Source organism: Pseudomonas sp. AU12215, from assembly GCF_001675465.2.
GTDB classification, from domain to species: Bacteria; Pseudomonadota; Gammaproteobacteria; order Pseudomonadales; family Pseudomonadaceae; genus Pseudomonas; species Pseudomonas nitroreducens.
This window is the reverse complement of record NZ_MACM02000141.1, coordinates 423,382-444,677: the sequence shown is the minus strand read 5'-3', so window position 1 is coordinate 444,677 and position 21,296 is coordinate 423,382. Positions and strand designations below refer to the sequence as shown.

18 protein-coding genes are annotated in these 21,296 nt (G+C 64.2%); 16 read left to right on the top strand and 2 right to left on the bottom strand.

The features are described 5' to 3' along the window. Positions 1-409: 409 nt before the first annotated feature. The 11 genes from waaF to A9513_RS22025 all read left to right on the top strand — a co-directional run bounded on the left by waaF (position 410) and on the right by A9513_RS22025 (position 11,786). Positions 410-1,453, top strand: coding sequence for a lipopolysaccharide heptosyltransferase II (waaF, locus tag A9513_RS22075; RefSeq protein WP_024764270.1), 1,044 nt, complete (start codon positions 410-412; stop codon positions 1,451-1,453). Further along, entirely contained in the window at positions 1,450-2,523 is a 1,074-nt protein-coding gene (waaC, locus tag A9513_RS22070) for a lipopolysaccharide heptosyltransferase I (RefSeq protein WP_065085598.1), read from the top strand. Before waaF ends, waaC begins: the two co-directional genes overlap by 4 nt. Beyond that, entirely contained in the window at positions 2,520-3,641 is a 1,122-nt protein-coding gene (locus A9513_RS22065) for a glycosyltransferase family 4 protein (protein WP_065085597.1), read from the top strand. The genes waaC and A9513_RS22065 overlap by 4 nt, the downstream gene beginning before the upstream one ends. Further along, entirely contained in the window at positions 3,638-4,444 is an 807-nt protein-coding gene (gene rfaP, locus A9513_RS22060) for a lipopolysaccharide core heptose(I) kinase RfaP (protein WP_037013950.1), read from the top strand. The genes A9513_RS22065 and rfaP overlap by 4 nt, the downstream gene beginning before the upstream one ends. Then, positions 4,444-5,178 carry a lipopolysaccharide kinase InaA family protein gene (locus A9513_RS22055; RefSeq protein ID WP_024764273.1) on the top strand — a complete coding sequence of 245 codons (735 nt, stop codon included), beginning with the start codon at positions 4,444-4,446 and terminating at the stop codon, positions 5,176-5,178. Before rfaP ends, A9513_RS22055 begins: the two co-directional genes overlap by 1 nt. Then, the gene (locus A9513_RS22050; protein ID WP_024764274.1) at positions 5,175-5,930 is read left to right on the top strand and encodes a lipopolysaccharide kinase InaA family protein; all 756 of its coding nucleotides are present in this window, start codon (positions 5,175-5,177) and stop codon (positions 5,928-5,930) included. The genes A9513_RS22055 and A9513_RS22050 overlap by 4 nt, the downstream gene beginning before the upstream one ends. Continuing rightward, positions 5,927-7,405, top strand: coding sequence for a lipopolysaccharide kinase InaA family protein (locus A9513_RS22045; RefSeq protein WP_065085596.1), 1,479 nt, complete (start codon positions 5,927-5,929; stop codon positions 7,403-7,405). Before A9513_RS22050 ends, A9513_RS22045 begins: the two co-directional genes overlap by 4 nt. Positions 7,406-7,420: 15 nt before the next feature. Continuing rightward, the gene (locus A9513_RS22040; RefSeq protein WP_024764275.1) at positions 7,421-9,175 is read left to right on the top strand and encodes a carbamoyltransferase; all 1,755 of its coding nucleotides are present in this window, start codon (positions 7,421-7,423) and stop codon (positions 9,173-9,175) included. Between the two features lie 63 nt (positions 9,176-9,238). Continuing rightward, positions 9,239-10,210: a glycosyltransferase gene (locus tag A9513_RS22035; RefSeq protein WP_065085595.1), complete on the top strand. Its 972-nt coding sequence runs from the start codon at positions 9,239-9,241 to the stop codon at positions 10,208-10,210. 81 nt (positions 10,211-10,291) lie between these two features. Continuing rightward, positions 10,292-10,945, top strand: coding sequence for a hypothetical protein (locus A9513_RS22030; protein WP_226045614.1), 654 nt, complete (start codon positions 10,292-10,294; stop codon positions 10,943-10,945). Between the two features lie 37 nt (positions 10,946-10,982). Then, positions 10,983-11,786: a hypothetical protein gene (locus A9513_RS22025; RefSeq protein WP_169887132.1), complete on the top strand. Its 804-nt coding sequence runs from the start codon at positions 10,983-10,985 to the stop codon at positions 11,784-11,786. Positions 11,787-11,852: 66 nt separating this feature from the next. Here the strand turns inward: A9513_RS22025 and A9513_RS22020 are convergent, their stop codons facing one another. After that, positions 11,853-12,773: a glycosyltransferase family 2 protein gene (locus tag A9513_RS22020; protein WP_024764279.1), complete on the bottom strand. Its 921-nt coding sequence runs from the start codon at positions 12,771-12,773 to the stop codon at positions 11,853-11,855. Positions 12,774-13,140: 367 nt separating this feature from the next. Between A9513_RS22020 and A9513_RS22015 the strand changes: the two genes are divergently transcribed. Then, entirely contained in the window at positions 13,141-14,640 is a 1,500-nt protein-coding gene (locus A9513_RS22015) for a hypothetical protein (RefSeq protein WP_141678475.1), read from the top strand. A 1-nt stretch (position 14,641) separates the two neighbouring features. Here A9513_RS22015 and A9513_RS22010 read toward each other — a convergent pair whose 3' ends face one another. Beyond that, entirely contained in the window at positions 14,642-15,289 is a 648-nt protein-coding gene (locus tag A9513_RS22010; RefSeq protein ID WP_024764281.1) for a lipopolysaccharide kinase InaA family protein, read from the bottom strand. A gap of 100 nt (positions 15,290-15,389) precedes the next feature. Here A9513_RS22010 and msbA point away from each other — a divergent pair, with 100 nt between their 5' ends. The 4 genes from msbA to hldE all read left to right on the top strand — a co-directional run bounded on the left by msbA (position 15,390) and on the right by hldE (position 21,140). Further along, positions 15,390-17,222, top strand: a complete 1,833-nt coding sequence (gene msbA, locus A9513_RS22005) for a lipid A export permease/ATP-binding protein MsbA (RefSeq protein ID WP_065085593.1) — start codon at positions 15,390-15,392, stop codon at positions 17,220-17,222. 22 nt (positions 17,223-17,244) lie between these two features. After that, the gene (locus A9513_RS22000) at positions 17,245-18,141 is read left to right on the top strand and encodes a GNAT family N-acetyltransferase (protein ID WP_065085592.1); all 897 of its coding nucleotides are present in this window, start codon (positions 17,245-17,247) and stop codon (positions 18,139-18,141) included. Between the two features lie 97 nt (positions 18,142-18,238). After that, the gene (locus A9513_RS21995) at positions 18,239-19,651 is read left to right on the top strand and encodes a PIG-L deacetylase family protein (protein ID WP_065085591.1); all 1,413 of its coding nucleotides are present in this window, start codon (positions 18,239-18,241) and stop codon (positions 19,649-19,651) included. A 64-nt stretch (positions 19,652-19,715) separates the two neighbouring features. Then, positions 19,716-21,140 (top strand): bifunctional D-glycero-beta-D-manno-heptose-7-phosphate kinase/D-glycero-beta-D-manno-heptose 1-phosphate adenylyltransferase HldE, encoded by a 1,425-nt coding sequence (gene hldE / locus A9513_RS21990; RefSeq protein WP_024764284.1) that lies wholly within the window; start codon positions 19,716-19,718, stop codon positions 21,138-21,140. Positions 21,141-21,296 lie beyond the last annotated feature (156 nt).

Below are 21,296 nucleotides of genomic sequence, written 5' to 3'. Positions count from 1 at the left end.
CATAACKCGGCGCACCGATTGTCCCTGCAGAAGCAGCCGGGCGTGGTAAGCGGCGACCACTTCCATGCGGAGCGGCGCATGGTGATGCAGATGTGGAAAGCCTTCGAGCTGACCTGATTCGCTGCGATTTCCCTCCCCTGGGCTTTTGAACGATGGAGCCAGCATCCGGCGGGATGAAGTTCGCCGGAGCGGCCCGCGCTGTCAGTTGTGTTGTGCGGGCCTATGGATGTCAGGAACGAGGCGCGTGATGCCATTGCGCCAGGTCACAGGGAGTGACGAAAACTGTCCGGCCGAAAGAGCGGCTGGGCTAGACTGCCGGCATTCGATGCACGGCACCCGACGACGCCACACGGCTGGATGAATGGAGTACGGGGAGGCGAGAGCCTCCCCGGTCGTTTCTGGAAAAGGCATGAGAATTCTGATCGTAGGCCCCTCCTGGGTGGGCGACATGGTGATGGCGCAGACACTCTTCCAGTGTCTGAGGCAGCGGCACCCCGACTGCGTGATCGATGTGCTGGCGCCTGACTGGAGCCGGCCGATCCTCGAGCGCATGCCCGAGGTGCGCCAGGCCCTGAGCTTCCCGCTCGGCCACGGCGTGCTGGACATCGCCTCGCGCCGCCGTATCGGCAAGTCCCTCAAGGGGCAGTACGACCAGGCGATCCTCCTGCCCAACTCGCTGAAGTCGGCGCTGGTGCCCTATTTTGCCGGTATCCCCAAGCGCACCGGCTGGAAGGGCGAGATGCGTTACGGCCTGCTCAACGATATCCGCGCGCTGGATAAAGAGCGTTACCCGCTGATGATCGAGCGCTTCATGGCCCTGGCATTCGAGCCGGGTGCGGAGCTGCCGCAGCCTTATCCACAGCCACGCCTGGCCATCGACCCGCAGAGCCGCGAGGCCGCGTTGGCCAAGTTCGGCCTTAGTCTGGATCGCCCGGTGCTCGCCCTGTGCCCCGGCGCCGAATTCGGCGAGGCCAAGCGCTGGCCTGCGGAGTATTACGCCAAGATCGCCGAGGTGAAGATCCGCGCCGGCTGGCAGGTATGGATATTCGGCTCGAAGAACGATCATCCCGGCGGCGAAGACATCCGCATGCGCCTGATCCCCGGCCTTCGCGAAGAGTCGGTGAACCTGGCGGGCGAGACGGCCCTGTCCGAGGCCATCGACCTGATGTCCTGCGCCGGAGCCGTGGTCACCAACGATTCGGGCCTGATGCACGTGGCTGCTGCGCTGAACCGCCCGCTGGTGGCGGTCTACGGCTCCACCTCGCCGCAGTTCACGCCGCCGCTGGCCGACCAGGTGGAAATCGTCCGCCTGGGATTGGAATGCAGCCCCTGCTTCGACCGCGTGTGCCGTTTCGGCCACTACAACTGCCTGCGCGAGCTCAAGCCGCGCCCCGTGATCGAAGCGCTGGACCGACTGGTCGCTGACCCGGTGGACGTGGAAAGCGCCGAATGAGGGTTCTGCTGATCAAGACATCGTCCCTGGGCGATGTCATCCATACCCTGCCGGCTCTGACCGACGCCGCCCGTGCCATTCCCGGGATCCAGTTCGACTGGGTGGTGGAGGAAGGCTTCGCCGAGATTCCCGCCTGGCACCCCGCCGTGGCCCAGGTGATCCCCGTGGCGATCCGTCGCTGGCGCAAGAATCTCTGGCAGACATTGAAAAGCGGCGAATGGGGCCGCTTCAAACGCCGTCTGAAGGAAGTCGACTACGACCTGGTGATCGACGCCCAGGGCCTGCTCAAGAGCGCCTGGCTGACCCGCTACGCTCGCCGCCGCACGCCGATCGCCGGGCTGGACAAGGAGTCTGCGCGCGAGCCGGCTGCCAGCCGCTTCTATAACCGCACCCATCCGGTCGCCTGGGGCCAGCATGCCGTCGAGCGCGTGCGCCAGCTGTTCGCCCAGGCGCTGGACTACCCGCTGCCCGCCGGCACCGGTGACTACGGGCTGGATCGCAATCGCCTGCTGGACGAGACGGAGGCCGAGCCCTACCTGGTGTTCCTGCATGGCACCACCTGGGTGACCAAGCACTGGCCCGAAGTGTATTGGCGTGAACTGGCCCAGCGCATGGGCGAGCGCGGCTGGTCGGTGCGCCTGCCCTGGGGCAACGAAGCCGAACGGCAACGCGCCGAACGTTTGGCCGAAGGCTTGGAAAACGCTTCGGTGCTCCCCAGATTATCCCTCGCAGGCATGGCCAAGGTGCTGGCCGGCGCTTCCGCCTGCGTAGCGGTCGACACCGGACTCGGGCACCTGGCTGCCGCTCTGGACGTGCCGACGCTGTCGCTGTTCGGCCCGACCAATCCCGGTCTCACCGGCGCCTACGGACGCTCGCAGGTGCACCTGGCCAGCGACTGGCCTTCATGCGCGCCCTGCCTGCAGAAGACCTGCACCTACCAGCCGACGGCCGAAGACAAGCGCCAGTTCGACCTGCGGCATGAACAGCCTCTGTGCTTCACGCGCCTGAATCCCCAGCGCGTAGCGACCCAGCTGGAGGCACTGCTGCTGGCCCCGGAGACGCTTCGATGACCCTGGCTTTCGTCCTCTACAAATACTTCCCGTTCGGCGGGCTGCAGCGCGACTTCATGCGCATCGCCCTGGAGTGCCAGCAGCGCGGCCACGCGATCCGCGTCTACACGCCGATCTGGGAAGGCGAAGTACCGCCCGGCTTCGACGTGCGCGTGGCGCCGGTGAAGTCGTTGTTCAACCATCGCCGCAACGAGAAGTTCAGCGCCTGGCTGACCGCGGACCTTGCGCGCTCGCCGGTAGACCGGGTGATTGGTTTCAACAAGATGCCCGGCCTGGATGTGTACTACGCCGCCGACGGCTGCTTCGAGGACAAGGCGCAGACCCTGCGCAACTCCTTCTACCGCCGCTGGGGCCGTTACAAACACTTCGCCGACTACGAGCGCGCGGTGTTCGCGCCAGAGTCCAAGACCGAGATCCTGATGATCTCCGAAGTGCAGCAGCCGCTGTTCATCAAGCATTACCGCACCCCCGAGGCACGCTTCCACCTCTTGCCGCCGGGCATCGCCCAGGACCGCCGTGCGCCGGCCAACGCCGCCGAAATCCGCGCCGAGTTCCGTCGCGAGTTCAAGTTGGCAGAGGATGACCTGCTGCTGGTGCAGATCGGCTCGGGCTTCAAGACCAAGGGCCTGGACCGCAGCCTCAAGGCACTGGCCGCGTTGCCGCGCTCGCTGCGCAAGCGCACCCGCCTGATCGCCATCGGCCAGGACGATCCCAAGCCATTTCTGCTGCAGGTGAAGGCGCTGGGCCTGTCGGACAACGTGCAGATCCTCAAGGGGCGCAGCGATATCCCGCGCTTCCTGCTCGGCGCTGACCTGCTGATTCACCCGGCGTACAACGAGAACACCGGCACCGTGCTGCTCGAAGCGCTGGTCGCGGGCTTGCCGGTGCTGGTCACCGATGTCTGCGGCTACGCCCACTACATCGACGAGGCGAAGGCCGGGCGCGTGGTGCCGTCGCCCTTCGAGCAGGAGCGGTTGAACGCCATGCTCCAGGAGATGCTGCAAGACGACGTCGCGCGCGCCGACTGGTCGCGCAATGGCCTGGCCTTCGCCGACAGCGCTGATCTCTACAGCATGCCGCAGCACGCCGCCGACCTGATCCTGCGGGAGCGCGCATGAAGCTCGAACTGCACGAGCCCTTCAAGACCCTCTGGGCCGGCAAGGACCCGTTCGCCGAAGTCGAACGCCTGCAAGGCAAGGTCTACCGCGAGCTGGAGGGCCGCCGCACGCTGCGCGCTGAGGTCGAAGGTCGCGGCTATTTCGTGAAGATCCACCGCGGCATCGGCTGGGGCGAGATCGTCAAGAATCTGTTCAGTGCCAAGCTTCCGGTGCTGGGGGCGGGCCAGGAGCAGCGAGCCCTGGAGCGCCTGCATCAAGCCGGGGTGGCCACCATGACCTCGGTGGCGTATGGCGAGCGCGGCGGCAATCCGGCCGCACAACACTCCTTCATCATCACCGAGGAACTGGCGCCGACCATCGATCTGGAAGTCCTCTCGCTGGATTGGCTGCAGACGCCACCCGAGCCACGCCTCAAGCGTGCGCTGATCGCCGAGGTGGCGAAGATGGTCGGCACCATGCACCGCGCCGGGGTGAACCACCGCGACTGCTACATCTGCCACTTCCTGTTGCATACCGACCGCCCGATCAGCGCCGATGACCTGCGCCTGTCGGTGATCGACCTGCACCGGGCGCAGACCCGCGCCGCCACCCCGCGGCGCTGGCGCGACAAGGACCTGGCGGCGCTGTATTTCTCCGCGCTGGACATCGGCCTCACGCGCCGTGACAAATTGCGCTTCCTGCGCGGTTACTTCCTGCGCCCGCTGCGTGACATCCTCCGCGAGGAAGCCGCGCTGCTGGCGTGGATGGAACGCAAGGCGGCCAAGCTCTACGACCGCAAACAACGATACGGAGACCTGCTCTGATGGCCGGCTGGGTACTCGAAGCCGACTACCAGCACCTCGCCGCCGATTTCGGCAGCCTGGATGCCGTGTTCGCCCTCGAAGGCGAGCGCATCACCAAGGATGCGATGTCCGACGTCGTGCGCATCGAGCGTGACGGCGTGCGTTATTACGTCAAACGCTACCGCAAGCCGGGCAAGGGTTTCCGTCGCTATCTGCCGCGCCCGCGGGTGAAGGCCGAGTGGCAGAACCTCAAACAGTTCGCCAAGTGGGGCATCCCGACCGCGCAGGTGGTGGCCTACGGCCTGGAGCGCGCCAATGGCGGCTTCTCCCGTGGCGCGATCATTACCCGCGAGCTGGTCGACACCGAAGACCTGCATGCCCTGGCCAGGCGCAACGATCCGCGCCTGAAGGATCGCGCCTGGGTCGCGCATGTCATGCGCCAGCTGGCCGGCTACACGCGGACCATGCATGACCACCATTTCACCCATAACGACCTGAAGTGGCGCAACATTCTGGTCGACGGGGAGGGCACGGTGTACTTCATCGATTGCCCGATCGGTGATTTCTGGGTCAGCTTCATGCTGCGCTATCGGATCACCAAGGACCTGGCCACCCTCGACAAGGTCGCCAAGTACCATCTCTCTTACACGCAGCGCCTGCAGTTCTACCTGCTGTACCGGCGCCGCGAACGACTGAACGCGTCGGACAAGAAGCGTGTCCGGCAGATCGTCCATTTCTTCGAGGGACGCGAGTGAAGGATTTCATTGCCGAGGGCGACCAGGCCCTGCTGGAAAGCAACGCCCTGGCCGATTTCGATGCCCTCTGGACTCTGCAGCTGGATGCGGTGGACGAGCCCAACACCGAGCGTGGCGGCTGGAGCAGCGTTTATCGCCTGGAGCTGGACGGCACCGCCTACTACCTCAAGCGCCAGAGCAACCACCTGACCCGCAGCCTGAAGCACCCGCTGGGCGAACCTACCTTCAGCCGCGAGTTCCGCAATATCCAGCGTTACCGCCAGCTCGGCATTCCCTCGATGCAGGCGGCCTTCTTCGGCGCGCGGCAGGTCGGCGGCGAGCGCCGGGCGATCCTCATGACCCGTGCCCTGGATGGCTGGCGTGACCTGGACAGTCTGCTGCAAGGCTGGTCGAACCTGCCTGCCGAGCGCCGCCAGGCCGTCCTGCGTGCCTGTGGCATGCTCGCCCGGCGCCTGCATGAGGCCGGGCAGATGCACGGCTGCTTCTATCCCAAGCACATCTTCCTGCGCGAGACCGACGACGCCTTCGAGGCGACCCTGATCGACCTGGAGAAGACCCGCCCGCTGTGGTTCGGCCAGCGCGACCGCGTGCGCGACCTTGAACCGCTGCTGCGCCGCGCGCCGGACTGGAACGAGGCCGACGTGCGCAACCTGCTGGCGGCTTATCTGGGAACTGCCGCGGGTGGCCCGGAAGTCGACGACTGGTACCGCCGCCTGGGCGCGCGCCGCAAGAAGAAGGAAAACCGCGCATGAGGCTGTCCGCCCTGCGCGATGCCGGCCGCGCTCCGTCGCTGCCCCTGCGCATCGAGCTGGAAGACGGCGCCGGCCCGGCCGAGCTGCGCCTGGACAGCCTGTTGCGGGTACTGCCCGGGCAGCGTTACGTCGGCGCGGCCAATTGGCGTGGCCGGCCGGTGCTGGCCAAGCTGCTGGTCGGCGGCAAGGCTGCCCGGCACTTCCAGCGTGAGCGCGACGGCGTGCGCCTGCTCGCCGAGCAGGGCCTGACCACACCGCAACTGCTGGCCGATGGCCTGAAGGACGGCGAGGGCGGCTGGTTGCTCTTCGAGTTCCTCGACAACGCCCAGAGCCTCTGGGATGCCTGGCGCGCCGTGGAGGGCGAGCCACTGCTGTCCGAAGGCCAGGCCGCCGTCATTGCCGAGGCGCTGACGGCCATCGCCCAGCTGCATGCCAAGGGCCTGTGGCAGGAAGACCTGCACCTGGACAACCTGCTGCGCCACGCCGGCCAGCTCTACCTCATCGACGGCGCCGGCATCCGCGCGGAAACCCCGGGTCAGCCACTGTCGCGCAAGCATGTCTTGGAAAACCTCGGGGTATTCTTCGCCCAGTTGCCGGCCAGCCTTGATCCGTATCTGGAAGAGCTGCTGATCCATTACCTGCTGGCCAATGGCGAGCACGCGCTGCCGTTGGAGGCCTTGCAGAAGGAAATCGCCAGGGTGCGCCGCTGGCGCGTGGGCGACCTGATGAAGAAGATCGCCCGCGATTGCAGCCTGTTCAGCGTGTTCAAGGGGCCGTTCGGCCTGCGCGCGGTGCGCCGCGAGGAAGAACCGGGCCTGCAGCCGTTGCTGGCCGATCCCGACGCCTTCATCGGCAAAGGGCATATCTACAAGACCGGCGGCGCCGCCACGGTTGCCCGAGTCGAGCTCGACGGCCGGCCGTTGGTCGTCAAGCGTTACAACATCAAGAACCTGTTGCACTGGTTCAAGCGCTTCTGGCGCCCCAGCCGGGCCTGGGGGGCGTGGCGCGAGGGCAATCGACTGGACTTCCTCGGCATTGCCACCCCGCGTCCTCTGGCGGTCATCGAGCGCCGCTGGCTCTGGCTGCGCGGGCCGGCCTTCCTGATTACCGATTACCTGACGGGTCAGGATATAATCGCCCGTTTCAAACCCTACCTGGATCAGTCGGAGGGTGGCGGCTTGCCGCCAGAATCGGATCTTGCAGCCCTGGACAGACTGTTCGCGGCGTTGGTGCGTGAACGTATCAGCCACGGCGATCTCAAAGGGCACAACGTGTTCTGGCAGGAGCAGGGCGAAGGCGGGCAATGGTCGTTGATCGACCTGGATGCCATGCAGCGCCACTCGCGAGAAGCGAGTTTCGCCCGCGCCTATGCCCGCGACCGTGCGCGCTTCCTGCGCAACTGGCCAGAGGGCAGCGCACTGCACCAGCTGCTCGACGAACGTTTACCGCGGGTGCCTGCGCACCCGCCCAGATGAAAGAGGCTAGACCCTGTGGCATTGACCATCCTCGGCCTGTCCGGCGCCGTAAGCCATGACCCTTCCGCCGCCCTGTACATCGACGGCAAGCTGGTCGCGGCCGTCGAAGAAGAGCGCTTCGTCCGCGACAAGCACGCGAAGAACCGCATGCCCTACGAGTCGGCCAAGTTCTGCCTGGAACAGGCCGGGATCAAACCGTCGGACGTTGACGTGGTGGCCATTCCCTTCGCCCCCATCAGCATCTTCGACAAGGCCCGCTGGCACTATGCCAAGCGCTACGCCTACGCGCCGGACCGCGCGCTGGACGCCATCCTGCTCGGCAACCGCCGCTACCACCGCTACTACAAGCGAATCCAGTGGTGCCTGCAGCAGTTGGGCTTCGACCTGAAGAAGGTCAAGATCCAGCCGGTCGAGCACCACCTGGCCCACGCCTCCAGCGCCTACCACTGCTCGGGCTTCAAGGAGAAGACGGCGATCCTCGGGATCGACGGCAAGGGCGAGTACGCCACCACCTTCTTCGGCTACGGCGAGAACGGCAAGATCCACAAGATCAAGGAGTTCTACGATCCGGACTCCCTGGGTGGCCTGTATGGCGCGATCACCGAGTACCTCGGCTTCGACATGCTCGACGGTGAGTTCAAAGTCATGGGCATGGCGCCCTACGGCGATGCCAGCAAGTACGATTTCTCGCGCCTGGCCAAATTCGAGAACGGCGAGCTGATCATCAATACCGACTACGCCAACGTCATCGGCTTCCGTCGCTACAAGGAGAAGGGCAAGGGTTACTACTTCTCGCCCAAGCTGATCGAGTGGCTCGGTCCCAAGCGTGAAGGCGACATCGCCGACGATCCCTACATCCACTACGCCGCCAGCATCCAGGCGCTGTTCGAGAAGCTGGCGCTGGAAATGATGGATTACTACCTGGGCGACATCATCCGCGAGACCGGCAAGGTCGCCTTCGCCGGCGGCTGCGCGTTGAACGTCAAGCTCAACCAGAAGATCATCGCCCGTCCCGAGGTCAAGGAACTGTACGTGCAGCCCGCGGCCAGCGACGCCGGCACCGCGGTTGGCGCGGCGGCTTATGTGTCCTGGGAGCGTGGCGTACCGGTCGAGAAGATGGAACATGTCTACCTCGGCCCGGAATACAGCAACGAAGACGTCATCGCCGCCTGCGCCCGCCACGAGGCCAAGCCGCAATGGCGCAAGATCGACAATGTGCCCGAGCACATCGCCAAGGTGCTGGTCGAAGGCAATCCAGTAGCCTGGTTCCAGGGCCGCATGGAGTTCGGCCCGCGCGCCCTCGGCGGCCGCTCGATCATCGGTTGCCCGAGCATCGCTGGCGTGGCTGACCGCATCAACGCGCAGATCAAGTTCCGCGAGCGCTGGAGGCCCTTCTGCCCGTCGATGCTCGATACCGTCGGCCCGCAGATGTTCAAGATCGACCACCCGGCGCCGTTCATGACTTTCACCTTCGAAGTCAACGAAGAGTGGAAGACCCGTGTGCCGGAAGTCGTCCATGAAGACGGCACCTCCCGTGCCCAGGTGCTCAAGCGCGAGTTCAACCCGCGTTACTACGACATGATGAAGGAGTTGGAGAAGCTCACCGGCAACGGCGTGGCGCTCAACACCTCGCTGAACCGTCGTGGCGAGCCGATGATCTGCTCGCCGACCGATGCCCTGAACATGTTCTACGGTTCGGACCTGCAGTACCTGATCATGCAGGACATCCTGGTGGTCAAGGATGGCACCGCCGCCAGCCCCGCCGACTGAGTCTGCCAGGCTGTTTCCAGCCGGCTCCGCCAGGGGCCGGTTTCCATGTCGGGAAGACACGTCGTGAAAGTGATGTTGATGGTGATGGACGAGCAGAGGGTCATCCTCGATCGTCTTTATGAAGTCATCCAGAGCAATTGCTCCGAGTGCGAGATTCATCGACTGAGCAAGGCGCAGCAGATGAACCTGGGGCCCTACCTCATCGCCGCCGATTACCGTCGTTTCGACCGGATCGTGATCTTCTCGCGCCTCAAGCGCATGGTGCCTCAACTCGCTGTACTGCGCTGCCTGCCCAACCTGGTGATTCTCGAGCACGACGCCTACCAGAACTACATGCCCGGCAGTAAGTATCGCGGCAAGTACTCGGCCCTGCTGCACAAGCTCCCAGGGGCGCGCATCCTCGTGTCGGGAGCGCTAGTTGCCCAGCGTCTGGCGAACGAGGGGGTCGATGTGCGCTTCGTCTCCAAGGGTTATGACGAGGAGATGCTGCGCAATATCGGCAGCGAGCGGGATATCCCGGTCGGCTTCCTCGGCAGCTTGAAGAGCAGCGAGTACAGCCAGCGCAAGGAGATGCTGGAGAGCATTGCAGAACGTGTGCCGATGCTCATCACTCGCACCGCTTCCGGAGCGGAGTATCTGGAGACCCTCAATCGCATCGCGATCTTCGTCAGCGCGGATATCGGCATGGGCGAGTTCATGATCAAGAACTTCGAGGCCATGGCCTGTGGTTGCGTCCTGCTGGCGTGGAGCCAGGGAGAGGAAGATCGCCTGCTGGGCTTCGAGGATATGCACAACGTGGTGTTCTATCGCTCGGTTGACGAAGCCGTGGAGAAGATCCGGCAGCTTCAGGCCGACCCTGAACTGGCCCAGCGGATTGCCCAGGTCGGCCAGGCATTCGTCGAGGAGCGCTACACCTTCGCCCGGGTCGGCAAGGACCTGGCGGCGGCCATCGCCGAGCCTATGCAAGGCTGGTCGATGCCCGGAGTGCTGACCCGCTGGTGGGCTCGCATGCGCTTTGGCTTCCGGGTGGGCTGAGAGGATGCCAATGCAGCATTTGTACCGTGGTGTCGCGGCGAAAGGTCGATCGTGAGTCAGAGTCGTCATGCAGCGCAGTGGGTGGAAGACAACCTGCCGCCGGAGTTGAAGGTTCTGCTTCGTCGCGCCGAGCGAGTCATCCTGGTCGCGAACAACCCTGCCATCAGTGCCGGGGATTTTGACGCCCTGGCCCTCGGCCCGCGCGATGTCGTGGTGAGCTTCAATACCGCTGTCAAAGCAGAGTTGCTGAGTGCCGAGACGGTCAACGTGTTTGTCCATGGCTATCACGGCCAGGAATTCCACTTCTTCGGATTGCCGTGTCGTCCATGCATCACAAGGTTGTTCGAGCAGTCTCCGGATCGCTGTTTCACCTTGCTGGTGGGGGTGGTCAACCCGATGTCGGCGTTGCCGCGGGTGGCGATCTACGAAGATCGCATCCCGCTGCCGACCCTGCTCGACTATCCCCGCATGCGCCCCAGCGGCAAGCCGTTCGCCGGCCCTTCCACCGGCTTCAACGCCATGGTGGTGTTCGACTGGTTGCTGGGCAGGCCCGGTTATACCTACGAGTTGTTCGCCCTGGGCTTCTCCAACGAGGCGGGAACTCTGTGGAACGGGCATGCCTGGGACTACGAGCGCGCCTGGATGCATGCATCCCGCGTGCGTGTGATTGCCCTGGAAAGCGCCGGAAAGCGCTGGTGGTGGCCATTGCGTTTCAAAGGGAAGAAAGCCAAATGAGTGGCTATCAGTCGAGCCTTTTCGCTGGAGTCTGGTCGTGAAGATCGCCGTCGCCTTCTTTGGTATTCCACGCAATTCCGAGCTCTGCTTCCCCCAGATCCAGCGCAACATCCTGCAGGTTCTTCCCGCCGACGCGCAGGTGTCCTGCTTCTACCATCTCTATCGCCTGCGCGAGGTCTTCAATCCGCGTTCTGGCGAGGCCGGGGTGCTCGGCGATGAGAACTTCACCCCTTTCCAGGATATGACCGGCCTGATCGAAGAGCCGGAGCTCTGTCTCGATCGCTGGAATTTCGAAGCGATCAAGCAGCGCGGGGACACCTGGAAAGATGATTTCCGCTCGATCCGCAACCTGATCCACCAGCTCAATTCTCTGCATCAGGTGACGTCGCTGCTGGCCCCGACTGACCCGGATTTCGTAGTGTACGTCCGCCCGGACATCTTCTTCCATGACCCATTGCCGGGGTATGTGTTCGCCCACACGGAGCGGCGACGCAGGAATGTCTACGTGCCGAACTGGCAATGGTGGGGCGGTCTCAACGACCGCTTTGCCATCTGCGGTCGCGAGATATACCGGGCGTACGGCTGCCGGGCCGAGGAGATGCTGAACTTCTGTGATGCGAGCGGCCGCTCTCTGCACTCCGAGCGGCTGCTGAAGTTCGCCTTGCAACGTTACGGCGCGCGGGTCTGCATGATGGATACTACCGCCTCGCGGGTACGCATCGATGGGCAGTTTGCCGAGGAACCGTTCTCGCCCAAGCGCTCGATGGGCAAGCGAGAGAATCGCTATTTCCATAGGGTTGCCCAACTGCGCACCTGGCTGGACAAGTACGGCATTCTCTAGGTTTCCGTGAGCGCTGCGGCAGGCGGGCCGTCTGTCCCGTTTGCCCGGCGAGCAGGTCGCCAGAAACTACCTGGCGACCTTCTTCCTGCGCTTGGCATTGAGCCAGAGCCGCACGGCCTTGCGGGTATAAGACAGTTTGAAGATGACGCGCCAATTGCGCTTGAGGGCCATGCGGAAGAAGTGCTTGGCCGAGAGGTCGTCGTCCGTCAGGTAGGCTTCGCGGAACAGCGACAGGCAGCGTTGGGTGTAATAAGCCTTGCTCAGTCGCTGCCAGTCGCCATCAAGGCGCCGGAAGACTTCCTCGACCAGTTCCACGCCGATCTGCTTCGAGTAGTGGAACTGGTGGCGCAGGCTGTCATCGTGGCGGTGGATGGTAGCCAGGGGTTTTTCCAGAATGGTGCAGGGATAACTAGCCAGCACCTGCGCAAATACCGGGATATCTTCGGCATTGCGGAAGTTCTCCGGGTACAGGCCCCGCTCGAATACCTCTCGATGCATGACGCAGGCACCATTGGAGAGGTTGATATTCTTTTCGATCAGGTAGCCGCGTACCCGCTCCTGCGGGGTTCGCGGAAGCGCCTGAGGCGTGCGCTCCACCGTCCTGTCGCAGGTCTTTGCCAGGTAGCCGCCAATCACCATGCGACTGTGCGGGTACTGCTCGATGTGCTGGCGTGCGGCTCTCAAGGCTCCGGGCGTCATTTCATCATCGGCGTCCAGGAAGATCAGGTAGTCCCCTCGGGTTTCGGCAATTCCACGATTGCGCACGGTGGCGAGACCGCCGTTTTCCTTGCGCAGGCTGCGGAAATTGCCGAACTGCTGATGAAGGGCCTCGATCAGGGCCGGCGTAGCGTCCGACGAACCGTCATCGATGATCAGTAGCTCGCTGTGCTCATCCAATTGAGTTGCGACGGATTCGACGGCGCGACGAAGCACGTGCGCATAGTTGTACGCGGGAATTACAACGCTGATCAGGGGTCTTGCTGTCATGAGAGGCGCGTCATTGTGTAGCTGTCCATCCACTAGCTGGCATCAGGATATGCGAGGCTGCGATCTGCTTGAGGGCGTTCGTCACAGCAAATTCAAGTTAAGTCGCAGCGGCTTGTGCCTGCTTGGTCCCGAGGTGACTCGACGCGAGTGCGGTTGCACAAGTCGTTCCGGGGCGACGAATAGTATCCTGTTGAAAGGTTTGTATCCAAGGTTCTACAGACGGCCAGAGCCCGTCGTGGAAGTCCGCCCGGGGAAACCCACGTTCAGCGCTGTTTCGACACTTCAGGCGAGGGAGAGTGCTTGCTCCGGGTTGATTCTTTGAGCAGGAAACTGCTGAATGCTGCGTTTCTGGTGATTCATATCCGAGATGAAGGGTTTCATGGGAAGTCATGTAGTCGGGCGTTCGATTTTTTCCGCGGTCAGCGAAGGAAAGCTACTGTGGTGCGTTTTCTTTGCCAGCCTCGTTTTGTCATTGATTGCATCCTTCTGCAACCCGATCATCGGTCGTGATGCGGCCCTGTACATGGATCTTGCGGGTATTTACCAGCAGCAGGGTGTCACCGGTGCGTTGCAGCGCTTTGACTGGCCCTGGTTTTCCATACTGCTGAGCGTGACGAGCCAGGTGACAGGGCTGAGTTATGAACTGCTCGCCCGAGTGTTCTGCGAGCTGCTCACGGCAGTCGCCTGCGTCGCCTGCGTCGACTTTGTCCGCCGACTCCGCCCGCAAGCCCTGCCCTGGGCCTGCCTCGCCGTATTGGCAGTGCCGGCATTCAATGAGTATCGCGGCGACATCCTGCGTGAAAACGGTTTCTGGGCCTTCTCGCTCGTTGGTTTGTGCTACATGCAGAGCTGGCTGCAGCAGCGTCGTCCTGTCAGTTTGCTACTGGCTTGCGTGGCCGTCATTGTGGCGGCGGCTTTCCGCTTCGAGGCCGTCTACCTGCTACTGATCGTGCCGCTGATGGAGGTACTGAAAGCCGGCGGGGTCCCCTTGCGTCGGGGTTTGCGCTTCGCCGTAGGGGTGGCCTTGATGGGCGTGATTGCCGGCGCGTTGCTGTGGGTCGGCCGGCATGGCCTGTTGCCCCAGGGGCGAGTGGCCGGCCTGGTGGACTACCTGGATCTGGCGAGCGTCTTGCGCAACTTTTACGCGTTCGCTGATGGCGTGGCGCAAGCAATGCCCTTTGAATACGCCCGCGACAGTGCCCCGCAGATCATCTTCTTCGGCCTGCTGGGTTACCTGGCGAGCAAGGTACTCAGTGCTTTTGGTGTACTGGTGGTGCCGCTGTTCGTGGGCGCCGTTGCCCAGTGGCGAGAGCGGGAAAACCGCTGGCTGCTCCTGGATGTCGCTGCCGTTGGCTACATCGCACTTTTGCTGGTCTTCGCACTGAGCCACCTGTTTCTATCTAGCCGCTACGTGGCATTTGCCGCGTTCCTTCTGTTGCCACGGGCTGCCTGGGGGCTGAGTCTGATAGCGCAACGCTGGCCGCGCATCCGCGTCGCTCTGGTGGCGATCCTGGTGTTGATAGCCATGGCTAACGTGGTGTCACTCTCGGCGCCCAAGACACACTTGCGCGATGCTGGCCACTGGGTGGGAGAGCATCTGCCGAGGTCGGCAAGTGTGTACCAGGACGACAACCGGGTGAGTTACTACGCAGGCTGGGGATACGGCAGGGAAAGTTTGGACCGTGATCACGCGCTGGCGCGGACGGGCAAGGGGGCCTACGAGTATTTCGTCCTGGACCTCAAGCGCAAGGCCAAGCTACAACTACCCGCGCTGGAGAAAAAGGGCCTGGTGCCGCTTGCACAGTTCCACAACCGCAAGGGCGAGACCTACGTGGTCCTGCGCCGTGCCGGCGCGAAGCAGCCCTGATCTAGGGTTGCTGGAGCGTTTTTTCCAGGGAACCAGGTGGCCAGGGCATCGAGCTGGCTTGTCGATAGCCCTGGCAAAGCTGGGCGCCAGCGTCCGCTAGCAGCCATGTGCGGTCCTGCATGTAGCGCAGCATGTGGGCGAAGTTGCGTTTGCGCTGCAGTCGGCTCAAGGCACGGCGCTGGGTCTTCATGTCGGCAATGTCGATCAGGCCCAGTTCGCCTTCGGGGGTCTGCACGACGTTACCCAGGTGCAGCGAACGGAAGTACACCCCGCAATCATGCAGTTTGGCGATGAGCGAGCCGAGGTCCTGGCGTAGCTGCTTCTGGGGATGCTCCGCGCTTATCAGCTGGCGCAAGGTCAGACCGGGCAGCGGGTGGTAGTGCACCGCGTCGCGGGCGATCCCTGGGATGCGGTAGACAGCAATGATCCGTGGGCAGGGGATGGCCAGTTTCTGCAAGGCCTGGGTGTTGTCGGCAAAGCGTTGCGCATAGGGATACAACGCCGCCGAGGAGATCAGCCGCTTGCGCCGGAACAGCTTGAGGAAGTTGCCATCGGCCAGGCGCAGGACCTTGTCGCCATGCTTGTCGGCTTCCAGCACCTGGGCGCCGGCGCGCAGCGCTTCGTAGGCGGAGAGAGCGAGGTCTTGCATAACGGGTCCCTGAATCGATAGCCGGCTATAGTAGCCCAGCCGCCGGGCAAACGAGAGCGCTGTGTTATAATCGCCGACCTTTTAAGCGTGCGATTCCTACATGTCCGGTAAAGAACCCCAGGCAACTTCCAGCCTGAAGATCTACTTCCGACTGCTGACCTATGTGCGCCCGTACATTGGGATGTTCCTGCTCAGCATCGTCGGCTTCCTGATCTTTGCCGCTACTCAGCCGATGCTGGGAGCCATTCTCCAGTACTTCGTCGATGGCCTGAACAACCCCAATGCGTCGCTCTTCCCACGTTCGCAGTGGGTCTGGCTGCGTGACCTCAAGTTGCTGTTTGCCGTGCCGTTGCTGGTTGTTCTGATTGCCGTCTGGCAGGGTGTCGGGTCATTCCTCGGCAACTACTTTCTGGCCAAGGTTTCCCTGGGGCTGGTACATGACCTGCGGGTCGAACTCTTCAACAACCTGTTGACCCTGCCCAACCGCTATTTCGACCGACATAACTCCGGCCACCTGATTTCGCGTATCACCTTCAACGTGACCATGGTGACTGGTGCCGCCACCGACGCTATCAAGGTCGTGATCCGCGAGGGCATGACGGTCGTCTTCCTGTTCCTCTACCTGTTGTACAAAAACTGGAGCCTGACGCTGGTGATGCTGGCGATCCTGCCGGTCATCGCCCTGATGGTCACCAGTGCCAGCCGCAAGTTCCGCAAGCAGAGCAAGAAGATCCAGGTAGCCATGGGCGACGTGACCCATGTGTCCTCGGAGACCATTCAGGGTTATCGCGTGGTTCGCAGTTTTGGTGGCGAACCCTACGAGCGCTCGCGCTTTTTCAATGTAAGCAGCGAGAACACCGCCAAGAACCTGCGCATGAACAAGACCTCGGCGGTCTACACCCCCATGCTGCAACTGGTGATCTACAGCGCCATGGCCGTGCTGCTGTACCTCGTGCTGCTGCTGCGCGGCGATGCCTCCGCCGGCGAGTTGATCGCCTACATCACCGTTGCCGGCCTGCTGCCCAAACCGATCCGCCAGCTCTCCGAAGTCAGCTCGACCATCCAGAAGGGCGTGGCCGGCGCGGAAAGCATCTTCGAGCAGCTCGACGAACAGCCCGAGGTGGACAACGGTACCGTCGAGCGTGACCGCGTAAAGGGCCGCCTTGAAGTGAAGAACCTCAGCTTCACCTACCCGGGTACCCAGAAGAAGGTCCTCGACGACCTGAACTTCAGCGTCGAGCCGGGCCAGATGGTGGCGCTGGTCGGTCGTTCCGGCAGCGGCAAGTCGACGCTCGCCAACCTGATCCCGCGCTTCTACGACCATAGCGAAGGGCAGATCCTGCTCGATGGCACGGATGTCGAGGACTACAAACTGAGCAACCTGCGCACACACATCGCGCTGGTGACCCAGCAGGTCAACCTGTTCAACGACAGCGTGCTCAACAACATCGCCTACGGCGACCTGGCCAGCAAACCGCGCGAAGCGGTGGAGAAGGCCGCCGAGGACGCCTTTGCCCGCGAGTTCATCGACCGCCTTCCCGAAGGCTTCGAGACCGAAGTCGGCGAGAACGGCGTGATGCTTTCCGGCGGTCAGCGCCAGCGCCTGGCAATTGCCCGCGCCTTGCTCAAGGATGCGCCGGTGCTGATCCTCGACGAGGCCACCTCGGCGCTGGACACCGAGTCCGAGCGGCACATTCAGGCCGCCCTGGAAAAGGTCATGGAAGGTCGCACCACCCTGGTTATCGCCCACCGCCTGAGCACCATCGAGGCGGCGGACCTGATCCTGGTGATGGACCAGGGTCACATCGTCGAGCGCGGCAGCCACGACGAGCTGATCGCGCAGAACGGCTACTACGCCCGTCTGCACGCCCGTCAGTTCGCCGACGACCCGGTCGACGGGACCGAAGAAGCACCGGTCGAGCAACCGGTATGACGGCAGTGGGGAATCGCCGTCCATGCTGAACCGCCTGCGCGTCTTCCGCGAGCGCGGCTGGACCTCCCTCAGCGCCACCGATTACGCCGCCGCCTGGCAGCGCTTCGGCGGCAGCGTCGCGACCCATCCGGACGTGGTCGAACGTCTCGCCGCCCTGGCCGGTATCCCGGTGCGCTACCTCGGTTGGTTCGAAGGCGACGAACTGCGCGCCGCCGTGCCCACGTGGGGGCGCAACCTGGCCTTGTCCAAGGACGTGCTCAAGCGCGAAGGCAAGAAGGCGCTGTTCGACCTGGGCAACGCCGAGATCATCCTGCCGATCGCCGAGGGCGCGCGCATCGAGTTGCGCCATCAGGTGCGCTATCTCTCGGAGCTGAACCGTGAGCAGGTCAGCGACGCCCGTGAGCAACCCGAGCAGTTGGCGATGAATCGCGCGCCAGCGGATTTCTCGAAGAAATTCCGCTACAACCAGCGCCGCGAACAGCGTTTGCTGGAAGAGGCGGGCGGCGTGCTGCAGCCGATGAGCGAGCTGAGCCCCGAGGAGCAGGCGAGCATCTATGCCGACCTGTTCCAGCGCCGCTGGGAGTTCGAGGTACCGGGCAAGGCACGGTTGGCCGAGGTATTCGGCCTGATGCGTGAGTTCATGCGTGGTTCGCTGGTGCGCCTGGACGGCGAGCCGGTGGCGATCCAGATTCTTTACAGGGTCGAGGCGCCGAAATGGATCAGCGTCGAATATATCAATGGCGGCGTGGCGCCGGAGAACCGCGAGTTCAGCCCCGGCAGCGTGCTCAGCTTCGTCAATACCCAGCAGGCCTGGGCCGAAGCCGAAGCGCTGGGCAAGCCGCTGCGCTACTCCTTCGGCCGCGCCGACCGCGAGTACAAGGACCGCTGGTGCCACCGCGTGCCGGTGTTCCAGGTCTGAAGGCCCCTCGTCCTTCAGGGACAGGGGAGAACCCGAACCTCAAGCCTCACCGTTTGAGCGGACCTCGTCCACCATTTGCCTTGAGAGAGATCCCCGCGTGACCGCCCGCAAACAGCATCTGCTCAAACAGCACCGCCGCAAGAAGCGTGTGGTTCTGCTCGTCGCCCTGCTGGCGCTGATCCTGCTGGGTATCTTCGCGCCCTGGTGGAGTGTGCCGCTGGCCGTGTTGCTCGGCTGGGTCGCCCACGAGGCGTGGTTCGCCGATCACCTGTTCTACTCGCCGCGCGACGACTACCGCTACGACTTCCCCGAAGGCTCCGTCGCGCTGCCGGTCTCCCTGGGTCCGCACGGCTTGCACGTTGCCACCGGCGCGTTGCCGGAGCGGGAAGAGACCCTGGTGCTGGAGATCGAGGTGAAAGCCTCGCTGCTCGGCCGCTGGCTCGATCCGCAGGTGTTGATCGAGGGCGTCGAGAACGACCGCCAGGACTTCGAACGGGGTGTCAGCGGCAAGCGCTACATCAACCTCTCCGGCCAGGGCGCAGCATTGCGTGCCGGGCACCTGCGCATCCGCAGCCGCCATTGCCGGCTGGCGCAGCAGGGCGTGCTGCATGCCTTCGACAACCCCGATTACGCCCGGCAGCGCCTGCTGATCATCGCCCCTCACGCCGATGACGCCGAACTGGCTGCCTTCGGCCAGTACAGCCGTTGCCCGGAAGCCTGGATCGTCACCCTGACCCAGGGTGAGATCGAGGCCGAACACTACCAGCGTCTCGGGCTGGGCAAGGCCGAGGCTGCCAGACTCAAGGGCCGTCTGCGCACCTGGGACAGCATTGCTGCGCCGCTCTGGGGTGGCGTGCCGGCCGAGCGTTGCGTGCAACTGGGCTACTACTGCCTGCAACTGCCGGCCATGGCTGCCGAGCCGAGCCAGGCGTTCGGCTCGAAGGAGTCCGGCGAGACCGACATCCGCAGCGTACGCGGCTTCAATCCGTTCGCGCTGCCGGCCGACAGCGACGGTGCGCCGACTTGGCTCAACCTGGTGGCTGACCTCACCACACTGATCGAACACATCCGCCCTGAGGTGATCCTTACCGCTCACCCGGAGCTGGACCCCCACGCCGACCACGTGCACGCTACCCGCGCGACCCTGGAGGCCATCGAACGCAGCAGCTGGCGGCCGCAGACCCTGCTGCTTTACGCCAACCACCTGCACGATAACGATCGCTGGCCCATGGGGCCGGCCGATGGCGGTATCGCCCTGCCACCTTGTATCGAGGCATTGCCGGCCGACCCGCTGTGGAGCCCGGTGCTGGATGCCGCGACGCGCATCGACAAAGCCCAGGCCCTGGCCCTGCAGCACGATCTGCAGACCCCGCTGACCGGCAAGAAGCGCCTGCGCCGGCTGATCCAGCGTGTGTTCGCCGGGCGCCAGTGGCCGGTCACCGGTGACGACGAGTTCTTCCGCAAGGCGGTGCGTCGCCACGAGCTGTTCTGGGTCCGCAGACTGCCCTGACCGGCGCAAGTCGCACCGGGCGGCTATGGTATTATCCGCGGCGATTTCGACCTGCGGAGTTCCCATGAAATTGACCATGCCCCGATTCGATCAGGCCCCCGTTCTAGTAGTCGGCGACGTGATGCTCGACCGCTACTGGCACGGCGCGACCTCGCGCATCTCGCCCGAGGCGCCGGTGCCCGTGGTGCGGGTCGAGCAGCATGAGGACCGCCCCGGCGGCGCCGCCAACGTCGCGCTGAACCTTGCCGCCCTCGGCGCACCGGCCTTCTTGGTCGGTGTCACTGGTGTCGACGAGGCCGCCGACAGCCTGAGCGACAGCCTGCAGGCCGTGGGCGTGACCACCCGCTTCCAGCGCATCGCCGGCCAGCCGACCATCGTCAAGCTGCGGGTCATGAGCCGCCACCAGCAATTGCTGCGCGTAGACTTCGAGGAAGCCTTCCGCACCGACGCGGTGGCGCTGTCCGCCGATGTCGAAGCGCTGCTGGACCAGGTCCGTGTGCTGGTGCTCTCCGACTACGGCAAGGGCGCGCTGAAGAACCACCAGGCACTGATCCAGGCCGCGCGCAAACGCAATATCCCGGTGCTGGCCGATCCCAAGGGCAAGGACTTCGCCATCTACCGTGGCGCCAGCCTGATCACCCCGAACCTCTCCGAATTCGAAGCCATCGTCGGTCGCTGCACCGATGAAGCCGACCTGGTTGCCAAGGGCCAGCAACTGATGACCGAGCTGGAGCTCGGTGCGCTGCTGGTCACCCGTGGCGAACACGGCATGACCCTGCTGCGCCCCGGCCACAGCGCCCTGCACCTGCCGGCCCGCGCCCGCGAAGTGTTCGACGTCACCGGTGCTGGCGACACGGTGATTTCCACCCTGGCCGGCGCCATCGCTGCTGGCGAGGACCTGCCGCAGGCCGTGGCCCTGGCCAATCTCGCCGCCGGCATCGTCGTCGGCAAGCTCGGCACCGCCGCCATCAGCGCCCCGGAACTGCGTCGCGCCGTGCAGCGCGAGCAGGGCTCCGAGCGGGGCGTACTGAGCCTCGACCAACTGCTGCTGGCCATCGAGGACGCCCGCGCCCACGGCGAGAAGATCGTCTTCACCAACGGCTGCTTCGACATCCTCCACGCCGGCCACGTGACCTACCTGGAGCAGGCGCGCGCCCAGGGCGACCGCCTGATCGTCGGGGTCAACGACGACGGCTCGGTGACCCGCCTGAAAGGCCCTGGCCGCCCGATCAACAGCGTCGACCGCCGCATGGCCGTGCTCGCCGGCCTCGGCGCGGTGGACTGGGTCGTCAGCTTCGCCGAAGACACCCCCGAGCGCCTGCTCAGCGAAGTCCGCCCGGACGTGCTGGTGAAAGGCGGCGACTATGGCGTCGATCAGGTCGTGGGTGCCGACATCGTCAAGGCCTACGGCGGCGAAGTCCGCGTGCTGGGCCTGGTGGAAAACAGCTCCACCACCGCCATCGTCGAGAAGATTCGTCACCAGGGCTGATCCTCCCCTCCCCAGAAAGGGCGCTACCGGGTAGCGCCCTTTTTGTTTGTGCCCCATGCACTGACCGCTCTGCCAGCGACCAACGGCAAAGCGGTCATGGTTCCTGCGGCATTTTGCGGCGCATGATCGGGGCATCCACCCTCCGCGGAGCGAGAT